Origin of the sequence: Campylobacter concisus, assembly GCF_902460845.1 — a bacterium.
Classification (GTDB): domain Bacteria; phylum Campylobacterota; class Campylobacteria; order Campylobacterales; family Campylobacteraceae; genus Campylobacter_A; species Campylobacter_A concisus_X.
This window is the reverse complement of the sequence record NZ_CABPVS010000004.1, coordinates 62,958-85,191: the sequence shown is the minus strand read 5'-3', so window position 1 is coordinate 85,191 and position 22,234 is coordinate 62,958. Positions and strand designations below refer to the sequence as shown.

The 22,234-nt window shown below is 40.3% G+C and carries 18 protein-coding genes; 10 read left to right on the top strand and 8 right to left on the bottom strand.

The window, feature by feature from the left end:
• Positions 1-301 precede the first annotated feature (301 nt).
• Positions 302-1,387, top strand: a complete 1,086-nt coding sequence (locus F3H00_RS05695) for an MBL fold metallo-hydrolase (RefSeq protein WP_148799067.1) — start codon at positions 302-304, stop codon at positions 1,385-1,387.
• A gap of 44 nt (positions 1,388-1,431) precedes the next feature.
• The gene (locus F3H00_RS05690; RefSeq protein ID WP_107785383.1) at positions 1,432-1,719 is read left to right on the top strand and encodes a hypothetical protein; all 288 of its coding nucleotides are present in this window, start codon (positions 1,432-1,434) and stop codon (positions 1,717-1,719) included.
• Positions 1,720-2,475: 756 nt separating this feature from the next.
• Here F3H00_RS05690 and F3H00_RS05685 read toward each other — a convergent pair.
• The 4 genes from F3H00_RS05685 to mnmG form a co-directional block, all read right to left on the bottom strand.
• Positions 2,476-3,519, bottom strand: a complete 1,044-nt coding sequence (locus tag F3H00_RS05685; RefSeq protein WP_148799065.1) for a c-type cytochrome — start codon at positions 3,517-3,519, stop codon at positions 2,476-2,478.
• A gap of 2 nt (positions 3,520-3,521) precedes the next feature.
• Positions 3,522-4,766: a cytochrome b gene (locus F3H00_RS05680; RefSeq protein ID WP_148790332.1), complete on the bottom strand. Its 1,245-nt coding sequence runs from the start codon at positions 4,764-4,766 to the stop codon at positions 3,522-3,524.
• Between the two features lie 10 nt (positions 4,767-4,776).
• Positions 4,777-5,280: a ubiquinol-cytochrome c reductase iron-sulfur subunit gene (petA, locus tag F3H00_RS05675; RefSeq protein ID WP_021091707.1), complete on the bottom strand. Its 504-nt coding sequence runs from the start codon at positions 5,278-5,280 to the stop codon at positions 4,777-4,779.
• Between the two features lie 175 nt (positions 5,281-5,455).
• A complete protein-coding gene (mnmG, locus tag F3H00_RS05670; RefSeq protein ID WP_149703766.1) occupies positions 5,456-7,321 on the bottom strand; it encodes a tRNA uridine-5-carboxymethylaminomethyl(34) synthesis enzyme MnmG in 1,866 nt (621 codons plus the stop codon).
• A gap of 168 nt (positions 7,322-7,489) precedes the next feature.
• On the opposite strand from mnmG, the gene F3H00_RS05665 reads away from it, so the two are divergent.
• The 5 genes from F3H00_RS05665 to F3H00_RS05640 all read left to right on the top strand — a co-directional run bounded on the left by F3H00_RS05665 (position 7,490) and on the right by F3H00_RS05640 (position 14,252).
• On the top strand, positions 7,490-10,942 hold the full coding sequence (locus tag F3H00_RS05665) for an acyl-[ACP]--phospholipid O-acyltransferase (protein ID WP_148799061.1): 3,453 nt from the start codon (positions 7,490-7,492) through the stop codon (positions 10,940-10,942).
• Between the two features lie 366 nt (positions 10,943-11,308).
• Complete coding sequence (locus F3H00_RS05655) at positions 11,309-12,061, top strand: amino acid ABC transporter substrate-binding protein (RefSeq protein WP_148799059.1); 753 nt, start codon at positions 11,309-11,311, stop codon at positions 12,059-12,061.
• Positions 12,062-12,070: 9 nt separating this feature from the next.
• Entirely contained in the window at positions 12,071-12,823 is a 753-nt protein-coding gene (locus F3H00_RS05650; protein ID WP_148799057.1) for an amino acid ABC transporter substrate-binding protein, read from the top strand.
• A gap of 23 nt (positions 12,824-12,846) precedes the next feature.
• The gene (locus tag F3H00_RS05645) at positions 12,847-13,515 is read left to right on the top strand and encodes an amino acid ABC transporter permease (RefSeq protein WP_149703765.1); all 669 of its coding nucleotides are present in this window, start codon (positions 12,847-12,849) and stop codon (positions 13,513-13,515) included.
• Positions 13,515-14,252 carry an amino acid ABC transporter ATP-binding protein gene (locus F3H00_RS05640; RefSeq protein WP_148799054.1) on the top strand — a complete coding sequence of 246 codons (738 nt, stop codon included), beginning with the start codon at positions 13,515-13,517 and terminating at the stop codon, positions 14,250-14,252. Before F3H00_RS05645 ends, F3H00_RS05640 begins: the two co-directional genes overlap by 1 nt.
• 33 nt (positions 14,253-14,285) lie before the next feature.
• On the opposite strand, the gene fldA is transcribed toward F3H00_RS05640, so the two are convergent.
• The 4 genes from fldA to F3H00_RS05620 all read right to left on the bottom strand — a co-directional run bounded on the left by fldA (position 14,286) and on the right by F3H00_RS05620 (position 17,119).
• Positions 14,286-14,777 carry a flavodoxin FldA gene (fldA, locus tag F3H00_RS05635; RefSeq protein ID WP_087586080.1) on the bottom strand — a complete coding sequence of 164 codons (492 nt, stop codon included), beginning with the start codon at positions 14,775-14,777 and terminating at the stop codon, positions 14,286-14,288.
• Positions 14,778-14,788: 11 nt separating this feature from the next.
• On the bottom strand, positions 14,789-15,502 hold the full coding sequence (locus F3H00_RS05630; RefSeq protein ID WP_148799052.1) for a UDP-N-acetylmuramate--alanine ligase: 714 nt from the start codon (positions 15,500-15,502) through the stop codon (positions 14,789-14,791).
• Between the two features lie 3 nt (positions 15,503-15,505).
• Positions 15,506-15,817 (bottom strand): DUF2325 domain-containing protein, encoded by a 312-nt coding sequence (locus F3H00_RS05625; protein ID WP_002939277.1) that lies wholly within the window; start codon positions 15,815-15,817, stop codon positions 15,506-15,508.
• Between the two features lie 138 nt (positions 15,818-15,955).
• Complete coding sequence (locus F3H00_RS05620) at positions 15,956-17,119, bottom strand: sugar transporter (RefSeq protein ID WP_148799050.1); 1,164 nt, start codon at positions 17,117-17,119, stop codon at positions 15,956-15,958.
• Positions 17,120-17,288: 169 nt separating this feature from the next.
• Here F3H00_RS05620 and nifJ point away from each other — a divergent pair, with 169 nt between their 5' ends.
• From nifJ to F3H00_RS05605, 3 genes are all read left to right on the top strand, one after another.
• Positions 17,289-20,891: a pyruvate:ferredoxin (flavodoxin) oxidoreductase gene (nifJ, locus tag F3H00_RS05615; protein WP_148799048.1), complete on the top strand. Its 3,603-nt coding sequence runs from the start codon at positions 17,289-17,291 to the stop codon at positions 20,889-20,891.
• A 177-nt stretch (positions 20,892-21,068) separates the two neighbouring features.
• The gene (locus F3H00_RS05610) at positions 21,069-21,674 is read left to right on the top strand and encodes a LemA family protein (protein WP_103624140.1); all 606 of its coding nucleotides are present in this window, start codon (positions 21,069-21,071) and stop codon (positions 21,672-21,674) included.
• A 52-nt stretch (positions 21,675-21,726) separates the two neighbouring features.
• Positions 21,727-22,233 carry a DNA-deoxyinosine glycosylase gene (locus tag F3H00_RS05605; protein ID WP_148799046.1) on the top strand — a complete coding sequence of 169 codons (507 nt, stop codon included), beginning with the start codon at positions 21,727-21,729 and terminating at the stop codon, positions 22,231-22,233.
• Position 22,234: the final 1 nt, after the last annotated feature.

The following is a 22,234-nucleotide window of genomic DNA, read 5'->3' as shown; positions in this document are numbered from 1 at the left end:
AATTTTTGTAATAATTCTATAACTTACAATGAATAAATTCCGTCATCTATCTGACAAATTTTGTATTTTTAGAATTAAATTTTTATTTTATATATCTTTAAGATTATCTACTTAATATCGATTTTTAGGTATGTTTATTTGCTAAAGGATAATATTTATTAATAAAATTTTCCTATAAAGAGTAAAAATATCTTAATTAAGTTTAAAATTATAAGTTAATTATTTAAGCTCGGGTTAATTAAATAAAGCTGAAATTTAAAAATCTAAAATATAATCCGACCTTTAAATTTAAAGGCTTTTTATGGGAATTTTTATAGTTATAGTTTTGTTTATTGTTGCAGTTTTTGTATTTATGAGATTTGCCCCAGTTTTTGGTGGCGTGCCAGATATTAAAAGCCAAAAGCTGATAAAGGCTTCGCCAAATTTTAACGGCAAAGTTTTTATAAATTTAGAACCAACGATTGATATAGTAAAAAATAATCCGCAAGCATCTATGTTAAATTTCGTCCTGCAAGCGCTCTTTCCACCAAAGGGCAAGCTACCAACTAAGCCTTTGCCAAATTTAAAATTTGACGCAAATGCCTTGAAAAATGGAGAATTTATCTGGCTTGGGCACGTTAGCCTCATATGCAAGCTTTATGATAAAATCATCATCACAGACCCAGTTTTGCACCGAGCATTTCCACTGCCAATTGGCGGTAAGCCCTTTACCTACGAGCATGCTATCACCGCTAGTGATTACCCAGATGTGATCGACATCGCCCTCATCTCGCACGATCACTACGATCATCTTGATCATAAAACGATACTTGAGCTAAAGGATAGAATTTGTAAATTTCTAGTGCCGCTTGGCGTAAAAGCTCACCTTGTAAAATGGGGCGTTGATGAAGACAAAATTTTTGAGTTTGACTGGTTTGGTGAGCAAAAAATAGGAAATTTAAACTTCACGTTTTGCCCTTCAAGGCACTTTAGCGGGCGCACATTTAAAAGAAACACGACACTTTGGGGTGGCTGGGCGGTTGAAGAGGCTGGCTTTAGCTTTTATTTTAGCGGAGATGGCGGATACGGCAAACATTTTAAGATGATAAATGAGAAATTTGGCTCATTTGATCTAGTTTTTATAGAAAATGGTGCTTACGGCGATGGCTGGCCTTACGTGCATATGAGGCCAGAGGAGTCGGCGCAAGCGCTAAAAGATCTTGGTGCAAAGCTTGGTGTACCGGTACACTGGGGTAAATTTGATCTATCTTATCACGCTTGGGATGAGCCGATCAAGCGTTTTGAAAAGGCAGCGACAAAACTTGAGCTAAACTACGCAACGCCGATGATCGGAGAAGTTTTCACTACCCAAAATCCGCCTAGAAAAAAATGGTGGGAGGAAATTTAGGAATAAATTTTGCTCTAAATTTTAAAATCCAAAAGGAAATGCTGATGAAAATTTCTGAAAATTTAGCAAATCTAAAAAATGCCATCGATAAAGCTGCAAAAAACGACCTTGATATGAGCGCAACTGGAAGCTTTTTACAAAATTTAGAAAAAGCAAATAAAGAGACTGAAAAAATTTATAAACAGCTAGAAAAAGAGCTAAAAAGCGATGCACAAATGTTTAAACAATTTGACTTCATGCAGATGATAACAAAGCTTCAATACGGCAACCTAAAGCCAAATGAACGTGAAAAACTGCTCAATAAAATGAGCAAGATCGCCAAGGAAATTTAGTTTTAAATAGGCTTGATGCGGAGCTAAATTTTACTATTTTGTGAAATTTAGTGGGTTTTAGTGAGTGATTTGCTTAAAATAAATTTATTTAAATAGCGACCGTTAAAACTCAGATATATTTCTATTTTCTACCGAAACGCTTATATATTCATAGCTCACATGGTAGCATAGATATACTACTGCTTTAGGTTTTTAGGCAAATTTTTAAAATTTCATAAACGAGTAATTTCGACTTTGATTTTAGTAGCAAGCCTTGCGAGGCTCAAAATCGGTAGTCAAATTCTTGCGAGTAAATGAAAGTTTTAAAATTTGCAAAATAGTAAATTTCTATTTTTAAAAATATAGACTTTAAATTAAAAACTTTATTCAAGGTGGAGACAAGGGGACTTGAATTACGAAGCCGTACCCTTATCCTCTTTTTTTAAATCCCCTGTCTGCCTGCAGTTACGAAACGAAGTCGAAGTAAAAACCTCTCGCACGTTAGAGAGCATGCGATAGCGCTTTGCGCCGCATGTATTTTACATCAGGCAAGTGTCAGGTAAATTTTAAAATTTATGAGCGAGCATATCACGGCTCTAAATTCAGTACTAAACGTAGTGCAGCCTAAGTTTAGTAGTCTGCTAAGGCGAGTGAATAAGATTTTAAAATTTGTAAGACTGCTTGATTAAATTTTGTAAAAGAATAAATTTAAAGAATACCTATTTATATATGTAAATTTACCAGAGAGGATTTAAGAGCCAAAGAGGCTCTTAAATTTTAGTGTAGTTCGCTCCAAACTTTGCGTTTCCAAAGCCAAGCAAAAATTCCTAATATAAAGAAGTAGATCATGACATAAAGCCCTGTGCTCTCGCGCTCAGCCTTTTTCTTATCACCTACTTTTTGGATATAAGCTACCACGTCGTCTTCAGCGGCTTTATTTAAACCAACTCTAGGCATCGCAGTGCCTGGAAGCATCTTTTGAGTATCGTTTATAAATTTATGTAAATACTCATCGCCTTTTGAACGAATCATCATCGATAGATCAGGTGGATTTGAGCCCATATAAGCAGCAAGGCTTACTTTGTTGCTAAATGCATATTTTTTGTCATATTTTATATCATGACATCTTTGACATGCATCAGCAAAAACCTTTTCTTCAGTGATCTTATTATTTGCCTTTTCATAATCAGCAGATACCTTTTTCAAATAAGCTACTATATCGGCAGTCTCAGCATTTATATCGCCACCAGCACCCATAAATGCGGTCATCGGAAATGGATGCTCGTCGTTAAATTTATGAGTTAGCTTTAAAGCCATATTTGGATTTTTAATGAGTGCAGCCAAGAATTTATCGTCATAAATTTTACCAGCGGTACTAAGATCTGGTGGCACTACACCAAAGCTTTGACTAGCTGTCTCAACATCCATACCAGCTGGCATACCTGCTGCTTCTATACCGTGGCATCCTGTACATCCTGCTGCTACAAAAGTATCAGCACCCCTTGTGGCGTCACCTTTTGTGAGGTCGATAGAGTTAATGTCATTCCAAAATGCTGTATAGTCGTCAAGAATTTTTTGTGCTACTTCTACATCCTTTGTAGCCGCGTCTATACTTGCCTTATTTCCGCTAGCCTTAGCAGTCTCAAGTGCTGTCTTTTTTTGCTCTAAAAAGTGCTTTGCATAGTCAGTATCTTCTTTTGAGAAGTTATACTCAGCATTTGCAGTATGAGGATGAAGCTTTGTGTGAGCATAAGGCTCGATACCCCAATATAAAACACCTGAAAGAATAACAACAATGGCAAAAATTTTAAGCTCTTTCATAATTAGCCCCTCTTTCTTTCAAGTATTGTGATAACTGGCAATGCAATTATAAATAAGAACAAGAATAGCAATGATGAATAAAATCCTATCCAGTCGTTGATGCCACCTGTTGGGAGTTTGCCATATATCGATAAAACGATAAGATCGACAACTAAGACCCAAAACCATACGAAAAATAGTGGTCTTTTGTGAGCTGGAGCCACAAGGTCACTTCTATCAAAAAGCGGTATAAGCATAAATGCAACACCTGCAAACGCAAACGCGATAAGACCAATGTTATAAGCAGAAATTCCAGCTATATCAAAGAAAAAGCCACGTAAAATTTCATATTGCCACAAGAAATACCACTCTGGGTAGATATGTGGTGGGGTTTTTAGTGGATTTGCTGGCTCAAAGTTGATAGGATCCATTGCAAAGTTGAAGTGATAGCAAACAAGATAGATGACAAATATCATAAAGAATGATACATACATAAAGTCTTTTGCCAAAAATCCTGGCCAAAATGGTATAACTTTAGATTTCGCTCTATCGCCGTGTAGATACTCTTGTGCCTCTACTTCAAAGTCGATATCTTCGCTTGTTAGGTTATTTACGTGCGGAACTCTTAAAGAGTAGAAGTGAATAACCAAAACAGCTATCGTTACAAGTGGCAATAAACAAACATGAAGCATAAAAAATCTAGTAAGTGTTGAGTCGCCAACTGCATAATCACCTCTAATCCACTCAACTAAAGCATCGCCAATAACTGGCACACCGCCAAAAAGCTGAGTGATAACAGTCGCTGCCCAGTAGCTCATCTGTCCCCATGGGAGCATATAACCACTAAATGCCTCTGCTGAAAAACAGATAAATAGCACCATACCACTTATCCAAATGACTTCTCTGCCTCTTTTGTATGAACCATAGTAAAGTCCAGTAAGTAGGTGAATATACATGATAAGAAATATTGTAGAAGCTGAAACTGCGTGAATGTGACGCCAAAGCCAGCCATACTCGACCTCTTGCATGATAGTATAATTTACACTATCAAATGCCAAATTTACATCTGGTTTGTAATACATTAAAAGTAAAAAACCAGTAACAATTAAGAGCATAAAAAGCGTTGTTAAGATAACGCCCATCGCCCAAAGGAAATTTATATTTTTTGGAATCCAGTATTCGCTAACTAAAACCTTTATAAGTTTTGTAAAAGCTAGGCGTTGATCAAGCCAGTCAATAACGCCAGTTGATTTATGAGCTAAAGACATTGCTATCCTCCTAAGCTTTTGCTACTAATTTTTCGTATTCTGGGCTTGTTTCGCCTAGAACTAGCTTGGTTCCATCGATCTTAAATGGTGGTATATCAAGTGGTCTTGGAGGAGGTCCGTATGTCTGCATTCCGTCGGCATTAAATTCGCCGCCATGACAGGCACATACAAACATTTGTTTACTTGCTTTATACTCAGGTATACAGCCAAGATGCGTGCAAAGTCCGATAAGAACTACGTATCTAGCATCCCCTACGACAACATCTCTTTTGTCATTTTTAGCCATATCAGGACTTTTTTTAAGGATGAAAATAGGCTTTTTACGCCATTCAACCTGCCTCATTTCTCCATCTTTGATCGGACTTAGATCAACTGTTGTGAAACCAGCAGCTTTTACGCTTGGAAGCGGATCCCAAGTCTTTTTAACAGCCACTAGTGACATAGCGCCGCCGACAGCTGCCACAGCACCAAACGCAAGGCCGATAAAGCTACGTCTTTCTTGCTTTACTGACATTAAATTCCTTTCTATAAATAAATTCTTAACGATTATACTCTCAAAAAATTAAAAAAGTATAATTTCTAAATATAATCTGCAAAAATAATGTTAATTTTAACTTAAACGTAAATCTTGATTTTAAGATAAAATTTTTTAAGCTTTATAGCTTTTTGAACTAAACCAAAAATCAAAATCAGCCAAGCCTTTTCTCATTCATCTTTATATAAATATGTAAGATATCAATCGCAGCTGGCGTGATACCTGAAATTTCACTCGCAGCAAAGAGCGTCGGCGGAGCAAATTTCTCAAGCTTTTCGACCACTTCATTACTAAGACCACTAACACTTCTAAAGTCAAAATTTTCAGGAATTTTTACATCCATCATATCTTTCATTTTTTCTATCTGATTTTTTTGCTCATTTATGTAGTGCTGATATTTACACTCGGTTAAAATTTGATCCACACTCGCATCATCTAAATTTGCAAATTTCTGATCAAGCTTTCTTAGTTTCTCAGCTGTAAAGCTCTTGCGTGCGACAATCTTTTGAAGGCTCACATTTTGGCTTATTGGCTCTTCATCAAGGCTGGCTAAAAGCTCTAAATTTTGCTTGCTCGGCGTAATTTGCGTATTGTTAAGGTAAGCAAGGCCATCTTTTAAATTTTGCCTGATAGCTTCAATTTCATTAAAAGTCTCATCATCAAGAAGCCCAAGCTCATGGCCATATCCGCCAAGCCTTAAAATGGCATTTTCCTCACGCAAAAGCAAGCGGTACTCCGCCCTACTTGTAAACATCCTATATGGCTCTTTTGTCCCTTTTGTAACAAGATCATCGATCAAAACGCCGATATACGCCTCATCACGGCGCAAAACAAGCGGCTCTTTATTATCCAGTGAAAGAGCTGCATTTATACCAGCCATTAGTCCCTGAGCACCGGCCTCCTCATATCCAGTCGTGCCATTTATCTGCCCAGCTAGATAAAGACCTTTTACCTTTTTTGTCTCCAAACTATGTTTTAGCTGTGTTGGCTCGACGTAATCGTACTCGATGGCGTATCCATGCCTTACGATTTTTGCATTTTCAAAGCCCTTTACAGAGCGAAGCATCTGCACTTGCACTTCATAAGGCAGGCTCGTTGAAAAGCCATTTATGTAGTACTCTGTCGCTTCAAGTGTCTGAGGCTCGATGAAAAGATGGTGTCTGTCGCGGTCGCCAAAGCGGTTTATCTTATCCTCGATACTTGGGCAATACCTTGGTCCGACACCCTCGATCTGGCCTGTAAAAAGTGGCGCTTTATCAAAATTTGAGCGGATTATATCATGCGTAGTTTCATTTGTATAGGCGATGTAGCATGGCAGCTGTGTTGGAGAGAAATTTTTAGTTCTAAAGCTAAATGCAGCTGGATTTGCGTCGCCATCTTGCTTCTCTAAAATTTCAAAATTTATCGTTTTTGCATCAATCCTTGGACATGTTCCAGTCTTTAATCTGCCTAAATTTAGCCCAAGCTCCCTTAGATTACCGCTTAGATCCTTGGCACTTAGTTCGCCAACACGTCCGGCTTCTAGTTTATTAAATCCAACGTGTATTAGTCCATTTAAAAAAGTGCCAGTGGTAATTATCACCTTTTTTGCATTATAGGTATTATTTAGATGTGTTTTAACACCACTTATTTCGCCATTTTCGCTTAAAATTTCAGTGGCGATCTCTTGAGAAATTTCTAAATTTGGTGTATTTAAAAGCAAATTTCTCATATAAACACGGTATCTATCCATATCGATCTGAGCGCGGCTACCACGTACTGCTGGACCTTTGCTCTCATTTAGCACGCGAAACTGGATGCCAACAGCATCGGTTGTAAGACCCATTTGACCACCAAGCGCATCGATCTCTTTTACAAGATGTCCCTTTGCAAGGCCTCCAATGGCCGGATTACAGCTTGCAGCGCCTATTTGCTCGGCTAAGATCGTGATAAGTAAAGTTTGCTTGCCCATTCTAGCAGCCGCAAGACTTGCCTCAATGCCTGCATGTCCGCCGCCAATGACGATGATTTCATAGTTCATGATAAATTTTTCCTTATTTTTGATTGCGTGATTTTATCCAAAAGCATATAAAATTTAAATTTTTAAAAAATTTTTATTGTCAAATTTAATATAGAGTTTTTTATTAATAATATTTTAAATATTTTGCTGTTAGATTTACAAAATTTTTAAAATCACAAAGGTATTTCTATGATGAGTTTATTAAAAGTTGCTGGCTTTTTGCCCTACCTTGCGATCGCATTTTTAAATGCAAGCGTCGATCTAGCACACAAAATAACCATACAAAACGTTCTTTTAAAAACATACGATGGCGATATACTTTTTATCCTAACAGCCGTCATAAACGCAATGATCTTGCTTCCATTTATATTTTTATTTTCGCCTTCAAGCTTTATAAATGATAAATTCTCAAAGACAAAAGTCATAAGAATTTGTGCTATTTTTGGCCTTGTCATTAGTGTCGCGGTACTTTTTAGCTATCTTGCAGGTGCTTTTGGCGTAGCCTTTGCTTTAACGCTCATACTAGCTGCTCAAAGTGCGATCTACTCACCAGCAAAATACGGCATCATCAAAGCCCTAGTCGGTCCTGAGCGCCTTGGCACAGCAAACGGCATCATCCAAGCGCTCACCATCGTTGCGATACTTTTTAGCTCATTTTTGTTTTCATTTATATTTGAAAATTTATACATCCAAGGCGAAAACTCAGAAGAGATCTTAAAAAGCGTCTATCCTATTGGCGTCTTTTTAGTCGTATTTAGCGCACTTGAAGCGTATTTTGCTTATAAGTTACCTTGCATCGATGAAAAAGACGAAACAAGCGAAAATTTTGATATTAAAAAATATATTCGCCTTAGCTATTTAAGAGAAAATTTAAAAGAAGTGAGATCAGATAAAAATATTTGGCTCAGTATCGCTGGGCTTAGTATATTTTGGGGAATTTCTCAGATCATCATCGCAGCTTTCCCAGCTCATTACAAAGCCGTTTTTAACGACGACAGCTCGCTAGCGGTACAAGCGATCCTAGCAGCAAGCGCCATAGGTATCGCATTTGGCTCATATGTGGCTGGCTCTATGTCAAAGCTACATATCGAGCTTGGTATCGTGCCAATGGGTGCTATGGGTATATTTTTCTCGCTTTTATTTTTCGCATTTGGCTCAAATATCGGCGTAGTGAGCCTTAGCTCATTTGCATTTGGCTTTTTTGGAGGCATATTTATAGTGCCACTAAATGCAATGATCCAGTACTTTGCCCCGCAAAAAACGACCGGCAAGATAATGGCAGCAAACAACTTCTTGCAAAACGTCTCAATGCTGCTATTTCTAGCCATTGGTATAGGCTTAGTATATTTTGAAATTTCAACAACTGGGCTTTTTGTCTTTACAGCGCTTGTTTGCCTCATCGGTAGTTTTTACGCCATTTTGCAGCTTCCACACCTTTTTACAAGGCTACTTTTACTGCCATTTTTAAAGACAAAATACCGCTTTTTTGTAGAGGGCCTGCAAAATTTACCACAAAGTGGCGGCGCGCTACTTCTTGGCAACCACATCAGCTGGATAGACTGGCTCGTGCTTCAGGCAGCCAGCCCAAGAGGTATAAGATTTGTCATGTATAGAACGATCTATAACAAATGGTATCTAAAGCAAATTTTTAAATTTTTCAAAGTGATCCCGATAGGTGCAGGGGCGAGCAAAGAGTCGATCGAGCTTGTGCGTGAGTGCCTAAAAAATGGCGAAGTGGTCGCACTTTTCCCAGAGGGGCACATCAGCTATAACGGCCAAATCAACGAATTTCAAAAGGGCTTTGAGCTCATCATCAGAGATCTAGAAGAAATTTGCATAGTGCCATTTTATCTTCGTGGCCTTTGGGGCTCGAGCTTTTCAAGAGCTAGTAAATTTTATAAAGACCTCACTTCTAAAAACGGCAGACGCGACATCATCGTCGCCTTTGGCAAGCCAATAAACACATTTATAAACGCTGCAAAGATGAAGCAAAAGGTGCTTGAGCTTAGCTTTTCATCATGGGAGAGCTTTATCTCAAGGCAAAAACCACTAACCGAGGAGTGGCTAAGCAACGCAAAAGAGGATAAATTTAAAGAGTGCGTGAGCGATAGCACAGGGCTAAATTTAAGCAACTTGAAATTTATAACAGCCGTTTTAGTCTTTATCAAAATTTTTAAACGCGAGCTAAAAGATGAGAAAAATATAGGCATTTTATTACCTAGCTCAAGTATCGCAGCGATAGTAAATATGGCGCTTCTTGCCATGGGCAAAGTAAGCGTAAATTTAAACTACACACTTAATGAAACCTCGCTAAATCACGCCCTAAGAAAGGCAAATATAAACACAGTTATCACATCTAGCAAATTTCTTGAGAAGCTAGCACTTAAGGGCTTTGATCTAAAAGATGCGATGAGTGGCAAGGCTAAATTTGCAGAAGATCTCTCAGCCAGCGTCTCAAAAAGAGAGAAATTTTTAGCGCTTTTAACTGCATTTTTTGCCCCAACTTGGCTCATTAAGCTTTGCTATTTTAGGCCAGTGAGCTTAGAGGATACGGCTACTATTTTATTTAGTAGCGGCAGCGAAGGCGAGCCAAAAGGTATCGAGCTAAGCCATAAAAATTTACTTGCAAACATTAAGCAAATAAGCGAGCTTCTAAATTTCAAAAAAGATGATGTGATCTTAAACTCACTCCCTGTATTTCACTCATTTGGACTAACAGTCACCACACTCATGCCGCTTTGCGAGGGCATAAAAATGGTAAGCGTGCCTGATCCAACAGATGGAGCGACTATCGGCAAAATGGCTGCAAGACACAGCGCTAGCATCATCTTTGGTACCTCGACCTTTTTTAGGCTCTACACCAGAAACAAAAAGCTTCATCCACTGATGTTTCAAAGTGCCAGAATGGTCGTAGCTGGGGCTGAGAAGCTAAAGCCTGAGATAAAAGACGAGTTTAGGCTAAAATTTGGCATAGAAATTTATGAAGGTTATGGCGCGACAGAAACAGCGCCAGTAGCTGCTGTAAATATGCCAAATATCCTAGAAAAAGAGAGCTTAAAGGAGCTTACATTTAATAGACCTGGTAGCGTTGGTATGCCTCTGCCTGGCACTATCATAAAAATAATCGACCCAGAGACACTTGAAGAGCTTGAAACTGCCGAGGACGGACTAATAGTCATCGGCGGATCGCAAGTTATGAAGGGCTATCTAAACGACGAGGCCAAAACAAACGAAGTCATCACGCACATTGACGGCGTAAGATACTATAAAACTGGCGATAAAGGCCACATAGATGAAAACGGCTTTGTATTTATTGTCGATAGGTATTCAAGATTTGCCAAAATAGGCGGCGAGATGATAAGCCTTGGAAGCGTTGAAGAAGAGCTTACAAAGGTACTTGGAAACGACGTTGTCTTTAGTAGTGCAAATGTACCAGATAGCAAAAAGGGTGAAGCGATAGCACTTTTAGTAAAAAGTGGCACAGAGCCTGAAAATATCGAGCAAATTTTAAAAGAGAGTAGCCTAGCTCCTATAATGATGCCAAGCTATATCTTCATCGTTGATGATATACCAACGCTTGCAAGCGGCAAGGTTGATTTTAAGGGCGTAAAAGCTCTAGCGGTCTCACTTCTAGCGGAGTGAGGCACCGCCCTCTTTCTTTGTGATAAAATAGCGCCAAAATACTACCCAGATTGCAGTTGCGACTGACATTTGCATAAATCTTAAAAATTTTTTGCAAAGAGCTTTGTATAAAAATTTCTATTGCCTTTTAAGTTTGCTGTAATTCGTGCGATTGTTTGCTAAATTCTACCTTTATAAAATTTTACTAGCAATCATAAAAGATGATGCCATACAAATAGCGAACAAATAGACTATAACGTAGAAAAAGGTAACAAAGGGCTGCTAATTAAGATAAATTTTGCCCTAAATGAGCTTAGCAAAGAAGGAGCTTTAAGCGAAATTTCGCTTAAATACTTCGGCAAAGATATTTCTAAATAAGGAGAATCAATGAATTTTAAGCCCATTTTTGGCTTGATCGCAGGTGCTTTTTTAGCTTTAAATTTAAATGCTTCAACTATCAAAAAAGGCGAACTTATCGTCGCAACTGAAGGTACTTACTCACCTTACTCATTTTACGATGAAAAGGGCGAGCTAGTAGGATATGACGTAGATATCGCAAGAGCCGTAGCGCAAAAGCTAAATTTAAAAGTTGAGTTTCTAACAGCTCCTTGGGATGCGATGCTTGCGGCTTTTGATGCTGGTAAAGCCGATGTTGTGTTTAACCAAGTAAGTATAAACGAGGATAGAAAGAAAAAGTATGGTATGAGCGTGCCTTACACTATGCCATATCCGGTAATTGTCGTGCATAAAGACAATAACGACATCAAAAGTTTTGCTGATCTAAAGGGCAAAAAGAGTGTGCACTCTGCTACTAGCAACTGGGCAGCAATAGCCGAGAAAAATGGCGCAACAGTGGTCGTAGCTGATGGCTTTAGCAAAGGCGTGGAGCTTATCATCTCAAAAAGAGCTGATGATACGATAAACGATAACGTCACTTTTTATGACTATATCAAACAACGCCCAAATGCGCCACTAAAAATCGCATACACAAGCAACGAGCCGATGCCAACAGCTGCAATCGTTAAAAAAGGCAATACTGAGCTACTAGAAGCGATAAACAAAGCACTTGATGAGCTAAAAGCCGAAGGTAAGATAAGCGAAATTTCGATGAAATATTTTGGAAAAGATATATCAAAATAAAGGATCAAAATGAAATTTACAAATTTATTAAAAGTAGTAGCAGTGCTTGCAATGGCTCTAAATTTGCAAGCAAAAACTATAAAAGATGGAGTGCTAACAGTAGCAACAGAAGGCACTTACGCGCCTTTTACATTTTATAATGACAAAAATGAGCTAGTAGGATACGACGTAGATATCGCAAGAGCTGTAGCACAAAAGTTAAATTTAAAAGTTGAGTTTCTAACAGCTCCATGGGATGCGATGTTAGCAGCATTTGACGCTGGCAAGGCTGATGTTGTATTTAATCAAGTAAGCATAACTGATGAGAGAAAGAAAAAATATGCTTTTTCAGTGCCTTATACTGTGACATTTGGCGCTATCATCACTAGAAAAGACAATAACGACATCAAAAGTTTTGCTGATCTAAAAGGCAAAAAAGATGCCGACTCAGCAACTAGCAACTGGGCGAAAGTCGCCGTAAAATACGGTGCTGAGCACGTCGTAACAGATAGTTTTGCTAAAAGCATGGAGCTTCTTATATCAAGACGTGTAGATGCTGTTGTAAGAGATAACATCGTATTTTACGACTTCATAAAAGAGCGTCCAGACGCACCTGTAAAGATAGCCGCCTCACTTGATGAGAAAGACTACACAGCAGCAGCTGTTAAAAAGGACAACGCCGAGCTTGCAGAGCAAATTTCAAATGCTTTAACTGAACTTTCAAAAGAAGGCAAACTAGAAGCTATCTCAAAAAGCTACTTTGGCAAAGACGTCTCAAAATAAATTTATAAACCAACAAGGCAAAAATGGAAAATTTAGATAGAGTGATCGAGCTTGTTTCAAGCTCGACGCTACCGATGATCATCGCACTTTTAAAAGTGACGATCCCACTTACTTTGCTCTCGTTTTCGCTAGGGCTTGTCATCGCCATTATCACAGCAGTAGCAAGGCTTTCAAATATAAAAATTTTAAAATTTATATTTGCCACCTATGTTTGGATATTTCGCGGTACACCGCTTCTTGTGCAACTTTTCATCGTATTTTACGGACTTCCTAGCATCGGTATCACGCTTTATACTTGGAGTGCGGCCACTATCGCATTTAGCCTAAACGTGGGCGCTTACGCCTCTGAGTCTGTAAGGGCTGCCATACTTTCTGTGCCAAAAGGTCAGTGGGAGGCAGCCATATCGCTTGGCATAACACACTATCAAATTTTAAAGCGCATCATCGCACCTCAAGCAGTGAGGATCTCGCTGCCACCGCTTTCAAACACATTTATAGGCCTTGTTAAAGACACTTCACTAGCAGCTTCTATAACGATGGTAGATATGTTTATGGTCGCTCAAAGGATCGCGGCAAGGACCTTTGAGCCACTCATCCTCTACATCCTAGCAGCACTCATCTATCTAGTGGTTTGCACACTTTTAACCTATCTTCAATCAAGGCTTGAAAAAGCTGTCTCAAGGTATGTCTAATGGCTATAAATTTTAAAAATATAAGCAAATCTTACGGCGATCATTTGGTGCTAGATAACATAAATACAAGCTTTAAAGAGGGGCAAACGACCGTGATAGTTGGCTCATCTGGTTGTGGCAAATCAACGCTTCTTAGATGCATAAATTTACTTGAGATCCCACAAAGTGGCACTTTAGAGGTAGATGATAGGAGTGTAAATTTTAAAGAGAAGCTAAGCTCAAAAGAGCTTTTAGAAATTCGTAAAAAAACAGGCATGGTCTTTCAAAGTTTCAACCTCTTCCCGCACCTAACAGCGCTTCAAAATGTTACCGAAGCTCCGATCTACGTTCAAAAAAAGGATAAAAACGAAGCGGTAAAAGAGGCAAAAGAGCTTTTAGCTAAAGTGGGGCTTAGCCACAAAGAAGATACCTATCCAAACAGGCTCTCAGGCGGACAAGCACAGCGTGTAGCCATCGCTAGAGCCCTAGCTGTAAATCCATACTTTCTACTACTCGACGAGCCTACAAGCGCGCTTGATCCAGAGCTTGAGGCTGAAGTTTTAAAGGTCATCTTATCTCTTGCAAAAGAGAAAAAGTCTATGATCATTGTCACTCATAATATGAATTTTGCTAGAAAGATAGCTGATAGAATTTTATTTTTAGATAAAGGTGTGATCGCATTTGATGGCTTGGTAGATGAGTTTTTCAATAGCCAGAATGAAAGAATAAAAAGCTTTATCTCGGCTATGAATATATGAAAATTTTAGCTAGAAAATCTAGCTAAAATTACATTAAGCAAAGTGAGGTTTTATCTGCTCGATCCAAGCTGAAATTCTACCCTCAGTTTTGTCACTTTGGTTATCAGCATCAAGTGCTAGACCTACAAATTTTCCATTTCTTGCAGCATCAGAGCCATCAAATGTATATCCATCAGTGCTAACCTCACCAACTACCTTTGCACCAGCTTTTACGACCTCATCATAAAGCTTTGCCATACCGTTACAGTACTCATCAGAGTAGCTCTCGCTATCACCCATGCCAAAAACAGCGACTGTTTTTCCGCTTAGATTTAACGCTTTAAAGTCAAACGCATCCCAGTCATCTTGAAGATCACCACTGCCCCAGGTTGATGTACCAAGGATGAGCTTATCAAAGCTATTTAGTTTCGCTGCATCTACGTCAGCAACGTTTAAAAGCTCATTTTCAAGGCCTAGACCCTCACTTATAAGTTTCGCTGCATCTTCGGTATTTCCCATGCTGCTTCCATAAACTATACCTATCATTTTTATCCTTTTTAAAAAATTTTACTAATAATCGTATAAGGCACAAGCTTGATCAAGCCTCTCGCATAACAGTGCCTAACCTCAACGTGTCGCCTAAATTCCTCATTTCTAGGAAAAACAATATAAACCATCTCGCACTCGTGACCAAGCACACCGACAGCTCTATCTATATCGTCGTTTAAATTTCTCATATCATCAAAGCTTACTTTTTTAAAGCTTGGCATGACGCTGAGCAAATTTTTACCATCTTTTTTGACTGAAATGACACCGCCATTTAGCACGACATCTTTGTCTTGATGACGGAGGCGTATTTTATCATAAACAAATTGACAAAACATCTGTGCCGCATCGATGCAAAACTCAAATTCTCCACTTGCATAAAGCATTTTTATCATCTTTGCAGCTGCCATTTTTGGCTCTTTTGCTACAAATTTTATCTTTGAAAAATCACCTTTTAAATAAGCATTTATGATGATATTTGAGGGAAGACAAAAGCGATCTGCTGGCTTAAAATTTAGACATTTCTCACGAAGTAGGAAATTTATCCTAGCATCAAAAATTTCTTTGAAATTTAGAAATTTAGCGTAAGAAAGTGGTATTTTTAGCTCACTTTCTACACCAGAATTATAAAGTGCAATAAAAATTTTTGCACGTGAAAGCCTATCAAGCTTTGCAAAAATATTTGGAGTTATTTCGCCAATATCTGATAAAAGCCCGAATCTCATTGATTATTCTTTGCATCCAAATTCCTTATCTAGCCCAAAGACCTTGCAGTACTCGCAAAATACGCAACTAACGCTTCTTTTTGCACAAACAATTGGAATATTTCTCTTTTTTGCTTGAGTTTTAATAGTCTTCATAGTGTTGTGGTTTAAAAAACTAGTTAGCATCACCACGCACTCGGTATCTTGAGGAATTGGCTTGCGATTTACACGGTTTTCATTTCTAGCATCCCAGTGTTCTATCTTCTCAGCTCCCAAATCATGTAAAACTGCCTTGATAGGCGTTATCTCATCTGCACCGATAACTAAAACTGACATAATAAGCTCCTAAAATTTATTCATTTTCTGATAATGATTATAAGGAAGCTTAACTAAAATTTTTCTTAGTTATGATATTTATTATCACTTATATGTAGAAATTTGTAACGTTTTACTTAGATATTTAAACATCTTCTTTTAAACTCTTTTAATCTTAGATACTGCAAACAAAAATATGATAAGTCCGCTTGTGGCAAAAAAACTACCAACATTGCCGATATTTTGCTCGCCTAAATGAACTATCGTTTGATGCCCTATTAGCGCCCCTGCTCCGATGCCTATGTTATAAATAGCCGAAAATATCGCCATTGCAGCATCAGTTGCATTTGAGGCAAGATTTAGCACTTTTATTTGAAAGCTCATATTTACACCAGCTATGCCAAGCCCCCAAATAAAGGCCAAGACTAGCATTAAAACTTCATTTTTAGCAATAAAATTTAACAAAAGCAAGCAACATAAAATAAGCATGATAGAAATTGCTGAAAATGCATTTGGAATGAGCTTATAAAATTTAGAGAAAAGCCAGCTTGCCACGATACCAGCAACACCAAATATAAGCAAGAATATAGTGATAAATTTGCCACTAAAACCACTAATATCCTTTGCAAATGGCTCAATGTAGCTATAAGTGCTAAAATGCGCGCTTATGATAATTGCCGTTAGTAAAAATACGACCATTAAAAGGCCATTTCTTGCAATCTCTGGCAAGCTTTTAAGCGAGCCTGAGTTTTTGCTTGGCAAAAGTGGCAAAATTTTATATAGCCAAACTCCAACACCAACAGCAAAAATTCCGATCAGTCCAAAGGTCACACGCCAACCAAGTGCGTCACCTAAAATTCTTCCAAGTGGCAGACCAAGTATCATCGCTAGCGATGTACCAAGAGCTAGCAATCCAAGAGCTTGCGAGCTTTTATTTATCGGAGCTAGCCTAACAGCAAGTGAAGCAGTGATAGCCCAAAAAATAGCATGCGCTATGGCTATCATCAACCGAGCAATAATTAAAATTTTAAAATTCCAAGCAAAGGCACAAAGAGTATGAGCTACAACAAATACGATAAAAACCTTTAAAAGAAGAGATCTTCGCTCTAAATTTGCAGTCAAAAGCATAAGTGGCAAAGAGAGTATAGTGACGCTCCACGCATAAATCGTAATGATAAGGCCAGTATCAGCCGTGCTCATATCAAAGTCTTTTGCAATATCACTTAAAAGTGGTACTGGAACAAACTCAGTAGTGTTAAATATAAAAGCACAAAAAGCAAGAGCTATAACCCTTAAATAGGCCACCCTATGAACACTTATCAAATTTTATCCTTAATTTTTTTCATTACGGTAATGGAATTTTGCTTAAAGTTAGTAATTTAAAAGGCAAAATTCTCGGAATTTATTAATGACATAGATTAATAGTAGATTTTGGAAACTATCTCTATAATAAAAGATTTTTAAAAATCGTAAGAAAATTTAAGGCGGAAAAATGGCTAAAATAATGAAAACTATGGACGGAAACGAGGCTGCGGCGCACGTGGCTTACGCATTTACGGAGGTTGCGGGCATCTACCCGATCACCCCTAGCTCGCCGATGGCTGACTACACCGATATGTGGGCGGCTCAGGGTAAGAAAAATCTATTCGGCATGCCGGTTAAGGTAGTCGAAATGCAAAGCGAAGGCGGGGCTGCGGGCACCGTGCACGGCTCGCTGCAAGTAGGCGCGCTAACTACGACGTATACGGCTTCGCAAGGACTTTTGCTAAAAATCCCAAATATGTACAAAATCGCAGGCCAGCTACTACCCGGCGTCATCCACGTGAGTGCGCGCTCTATCGCGGCGCAGGCACTTTCTATCTTCGGCGATCATCAGGACATCTACGCCTGTCGCCAAACGGGCTTTGCTATGCTAGCAAGCGGCTCCGTGCAAGAGGTCATGGATATCGCGGGCGTCGCTCATCTAGCGGCGATCAAGGGTCGCGTGCCGTTTTTGCACTTTTTCGACGGATTTCGCACGAGCCACGAGATACAAAAGGTTGAGGTGCTTGACTACGCGCACTTTGATAGGCTTCTTGACCGCGAGGCGCTGCAAAAATTTAGAGACGAAGCGCTAAGCCCCGAAAGCCCAAAAACTCGCGGTACGGCGCAAAACGACGACATCTACTTCCAGACGCGCGAGCTAGCTAACCGCTACTACGACGCGGTGCCTGATATCGTGGCCGAGTATCTAAAAGAAATTTCAAAAATCACGGGACGCGATTATAAACCGTTTAATTATTACGGCGATCCGCATGCTACACGCGTCGTGGTCGCGATGGGTTCGGTAACGCAAACTCTAGAAGAGGTCGTCGATCACCTACTCGCAAAGGGTGAAAAAGTAGGCGTGCTAAAGGTACATCTATACCGTCCGTTTAGTCTAAAATACCTCTTTGACGTGATGCCTGAGACGGTAGAAAAGATCGCCGTGCTAGACCGCACGAAAGAGCCCGGAAGCCTAGGCGAGCCGCTATATCTGGACGTCAAGGCGGCGTTTTACGGACGCAAAAATCAGCCCGTGATCGTGGGCGGACGCTATGGTCTAAGCTCAAAGGACGTCGATCCTGCTCAGATGCTAGCCGTCTTTGAAAATCTGAATTTAAGCGAGCCCAAAAACGGCTTTACCGTCGGTATCGAGGACGACGTGACCTTTACTTCGCTAAAAGTCGGCGAGAAAATTTCGCTAAGCGACGCAAGCGTGAAAGAGTGCTTATTTTACGGCCTTGGCGCGGACGGTACCGTGGGAGCCAATAAAAACTCCATCAAAATCATCGGCGATAAAACCGAGCTTTACGCGCAGGCGTATTTTGCCTACGATAGCAAAAAATCAGGCGGCTATACGCGCTCGCACCTGCGTTTTGGTAAAAATCCGATCCGCTCGACCTATCTCGTCTCAAATCCGCACTTCGTAGCCTGCTCGGTCGCGGCGTATCTTGAAATTTATGACGTCATAGACGGTATCCGCGAGGGCGGGACGTTCCTGCTAAACTCGATCTGGGACGCCGAGCAGACGGTCGCTAAACTGCCGAATAAAGTAAAGAAAATTTTAGCCGCCAAAAAGGTAAATTTCTACATCATCAACGCCACTAAGCTAGCTCGCGAGATCGGACTAAAAAACCGCACGAACACCATCATGCAGTCGGCGTTTTTTAAACTCGCAGACATTATCCCGTTTGCCGACGCGCAAAAATACATGAAAGAGTACGCACACAAAGCCTATGCCAAAAAGGGCGAAGCGATCGTGGAGATGAACTACAAGGCTATCGATATGGGCGCGGACGGGCTGGTTAAGGTCGAGGTTGATCCTAGCTGGCTAAATTTGACGGATGACGCCGCTAACGAGGAAAAATACGTCGGCGACGAATTTATAGAAAAAATCGTTAAGCCTATCAACGCCGCTAGGGGCGATAGCTTGCCTGTTTCGGCGTTTGTGGGCTTTGAGGACGGACACTTTAAATCAGGCACCACGGCCTACGAAAAACGCGGTATCGGCGTGATGGTGCCTAAATGGATCGAGGAAAATTGTATCCAGTGCAACCAGTGCGCCTTCGTCTGCCCGCACGCGGTGATCAGGCCGTTTCTCATCGATGAAAACGAGCTCGCCGCCGCTCCGCAAACCGTGCAAGATCACGTCCTAGACGCCAAAGGCAAGGAGGTAAAAGGACTAAAATATAAAATCCAAGTTAGCCCGCTTGACTGCACGGGCTGCGAACTGTGCGCTCAAAACTGCCCGAGCAAGGAAAAATCGCTCGTCATGGTGCCGCTAGCAGAGGAAATGGAGAAAAACGAGCAGGAAAACGCGGATTATCTATTTAAAAAGGTTACCTACAAAGACGACCTGATGAGCAAAGATAGCGTCAAGGGCGTGGGATTTGCGCAGCCGCTATTTGAGTTTCACGGTGCGTGTCCCGGATGCGGCGAGACGCCTTATATCGGGCTTGTTACGAGACTTTTCGGCGACCGTATGATCGTGGCAAACGCCACCGGATGTAGCTCGATCTACGGCGGTAGCGCGCCTTCGACGCCTTATACGACGAACAAAGAGGGCAAGGGCGTAGCGTGGGCAAATTCGCTGTTTGAGGATAACGCGGAGTTTGGCATGGGTATGAATGTCGCGGTAGAGACGCTGCGCCACCGTATCGAAGACGTCATGCTACGCACCAAAGACGCCGCGCCAAATGCCCTAGCCGCGCTATACTCCGACTGGATCGCGCATAAAAACGACGGCGAGAAAACGACGCAAATCGCTAAAATTTTAACGCCGATTTTGGAGCAAAATTTAGACGTAGAGGGCGTTAAAGAAATTTTAGAGCTAAAAAGATATCTCGTCAAAAAGTCCCAGTGGATCATCGGCGGCGACGGCTGGGCGTACGATATCGGCTTTGGCGGGCTTGACCACGTGCTAGCTAGCGGCGAGAACGTAAACGTGCTCGTGCTAGATACCGAAGTCTACTCAAACACCGGCGGCCAGAGCTCAAAATCCAGCCGCGCGGGCTCCATAGCGCAGTTTACCGCTAGCGGCAAGCCGATGCAGAAAAAAGATCTAGGCTACATCGCGATGACCTACGGAAATATCTTTGTCGCGCAGATCAACTCAAACGCCAGCCAGGCAAACACGATAAAGGCCATCGCTGCAGCCGAGGCCTACGACGGTCCGAGCCTCGTGATCGCGTATTCGCCGTGTATCGCGCACGGTATCAAGGGCGGTATGGCGCTCTCTGGCGATCAGGGCGAGCTAGCGACCAAATGCGGTTACTGGCCGACCTACGTCTACGATCCGCGCCTAATCAAAGAGGGTAAGAATCCGCTAAAAATGACCTCAAAAGACCCTGACTGGTCGCTTTACGAGGATTTTTTGCTAAACGAGGTTCGCTACAACTCACTTAAAAAGACGAACCCAGAGCACGCCGACGAGCTACTAGCTAAAAACAAGGCCGACGCGCAAAGACGCTACCGCCAGCTAAAACGCCTAAGCTTGTCTGACTTTAGCGATGAGGTCGAGTCTGGCTCGCCTGAGAGTGCCGAGGATGCCTCTGCCGGCAGCGTAGCCGAGTAAGGCACGAATTCTCCCACTTAAATTTATTATGTGGGAGAATTTTCTTTTTTAGATAATTTCACTTAAAAAAATTAAATAACCCATAAACAAAATAAGCAAGTTTCTAAATCCTTAAAGTGAAATTAAGTCGTAAAAAGTCAAAATCGCATATTTTAAAATAAGTAAAAAGGAGCAAAAATGCTTATTACTATAATTGTCGTTGTTATTGCCTTAGCGGCTTATATTATTAAAATATATAATAAACTACAATCAATGATGCAAAACATCAGAGAGAGCTTCGCAAATATCCAAGCTACGCTCAAAAAACGTTTAGATCTATCAAATCAAATAATAGATATAGCCAAAGATTATGCAAGTAGCGAACAAATGATTCAACTTGGCGTTTCTGGAAATGGAGTCGCAAAAGTAGCTGCTTTGGCTCAAGCCTTTCCGGAACTAAAGGCTAACGAAACATATCAAATGCTAATGTCGCAGTTAGAAAAAATCGAGAGCGAACTCCTAAATAAACGTGAGAGCTACAATGCTGAGGTTAAAAGCTATAATTCTTACAAAAATGCATTTCCACAAGTCCTAATAGCCTCAAAACTATCTTTTGAATCAGTCGCTTATTTTGACATTAATGATGAGGACTTTAGCGAAAATTTAAAAATATTTAAAAAAGATGATTCGGCTAGAATACAAGAAATTTTAAGTGACTCTAATAAGAAAATCACCGATATTGCAATGAATGCGAAAAAGATGATTAACGATAAAATTTCAAATAATCCAAATCAAAAAGAGTAACTTCTTATAAAATAATAAATGGTTTAAATGGCTAAAATTTTAAAAGAGATAGATGAATCAAATTAGTCCATTTAAACCGATTTTTGATAAAAACTCTAAAATTTTAATCCTCGGATCCTTCCCTTCCGTCGTTTCTCGTAAATTTAGCTTTTACTACGCAAATCCGCAAAATCGTTTCTGGCGGGTGCTGGCCGGGATTTTAAACGCTCCGTTACCAGGAAGCACGGATGAAAAGATAGATTTTCTACTCGCTCACCGTATCGCTATCTACGACGCTGCGATCTCGTGCGAGATAAAGGGCTCGAGCGATGCTAAAATGACCGCCGTTGAGCCTGCAAATTTGGAGCCGATTTTTAGCGGAGCGCGCATAGCGCAAGTTTACTCAAACGGCGGTAAGGCGCACGAAATCTGCGAAAAATACCTAAAAACTCAAATTTTAAACGCAACGGGTAAAGAACCCGTCAAACTACCCTCGACTAGTTCGGCAAATGCAAATTTTAGCTTTGAAAGGCTCATGCAAGAGTGGAAGGTCGTCGCCCAAGCACTAAAAGACAGCTAAA

Excerpts from the sequence above, each read along its gene's own strand:
- F3H00_RS05680 (WP_148790332.1), bottom strand. The coding sequence starts at position 4,766 with ATGTCTTTAGCTCATAAATCAACTGGCGTTATTGACTGGCTTGATCAA.
- F3H00_RS05685 (WP_148799065.1), bottom strand. The coding sequence starts at position 3,519 with ATGAAAGAGCTTAAAATTTTTGCCATTGTTGTTATTCTTTCAGGTGTT.
- nifJ (WP_148799048.1), top strand. The coding sequence starts at position 17,289 with ATGGCTAAAATAATGAAAACTATGGACGGAAACGAGGCTGCGGCGCAC.
- F3H00_RS05690 (WP_107785383.1), top strand. The coding sequence starts at position 1,432 with ATGAAAATTTCTGAAAATTTAGCAAATCTAAAAAATGCCATCGATAAA.
- F3H00_RS05650 (WP_148799057.1), top strand. The coding sequence starts at position 12,071 with ATGAAATTTACAAATTTATTAAAAGTAGTAGCAGTGCTTGCAATGGCT.
- F3H00_RS05610 (WP_103624140.1), top strand. The coding sequence starts at position 21,069 with ATGCTTATTACTATAATTGTCGTTGTTATTGCCTTAGCGGCTTATATT.
- F3H00_RS05655 (WP_148799059.1), top strand. The coding sequence starts at position 11,309 with ATGAATTTTAAGCCCATTTTTGGCTTGATCGCAGGTGCTTTTTTAGCT.
- F3H00_RS05625 (WP_002939277.1), bottom strand. The coding sequence starts at position 15,817 with ATGTCAGTTTTAGTTATCGGTGCAGATGAGATAACGCCTATCAAGGCA.
- mnmG (WP_149703766.1), bottom strand. The coding sequence starts at position 7,321 with ATGAACTATGAAATCATCGTCATTGGCGGCGGACATGCAGGCATTGAG.
- F3H00_RS05645 (WP_149703765.1), top strand. The coding sequence starts at position 12,847 with ATGGAAAATTTAGATAGAGTGATCGAGCTTGTTTCAAGCTCGACGCTA.
- petA (WP_021091707.1), bottom strand. The coding sequence starts at position 5,280 with ATGTCAGTAAAGCAAGAAAGACGTAGCTTTATCGGCCTTGCGTTTGGT.
- F3H00_RS05640 (WP_148799054.1), top strand. The coding sequence starts at position 13,515 with ATGGCTATAAATTTTAAAAATATAAGCAAATCTTACGGCGATCATTTG.
- fldA (WP_087586080.1), bottom strand. The coding sequence starts at position 14,777 with ATGATAGGTATAGTTTATGGAAGCAGCATGGGAAATACCGAAGATGCA.
- F3H00_RS05665 (WP_148799061.1), top strand. The coding sequence starts at position 7,490 with ATGATGAGTTTATTAAAAGTTGCTGGCTTTTTGCCCTACCTTGCGATC.
- F3H00_RS05695 (WP_148799067.1), top strand. The coding sequence starts at position 302 with ATGGGAATTTTTATAGTTATAGTTTTGTTTATTGTTGCAGTTTTTGTA.
- F3H00_RS05630 (WP_148799052.1), bottom strand. The coding sequence starts at position 15,502 with ATGAGATTCGGGCTTTTATCAGATATTGGCGAAATAACTCCAAATATT.
- F3H00_RS05605 (WP_148799046.1), top strand. The coding sequence starts at position 21,727 with ATGAATCAAATTAGTCCATTTAAACCGATTTTTGATAAAAACTCTAAA.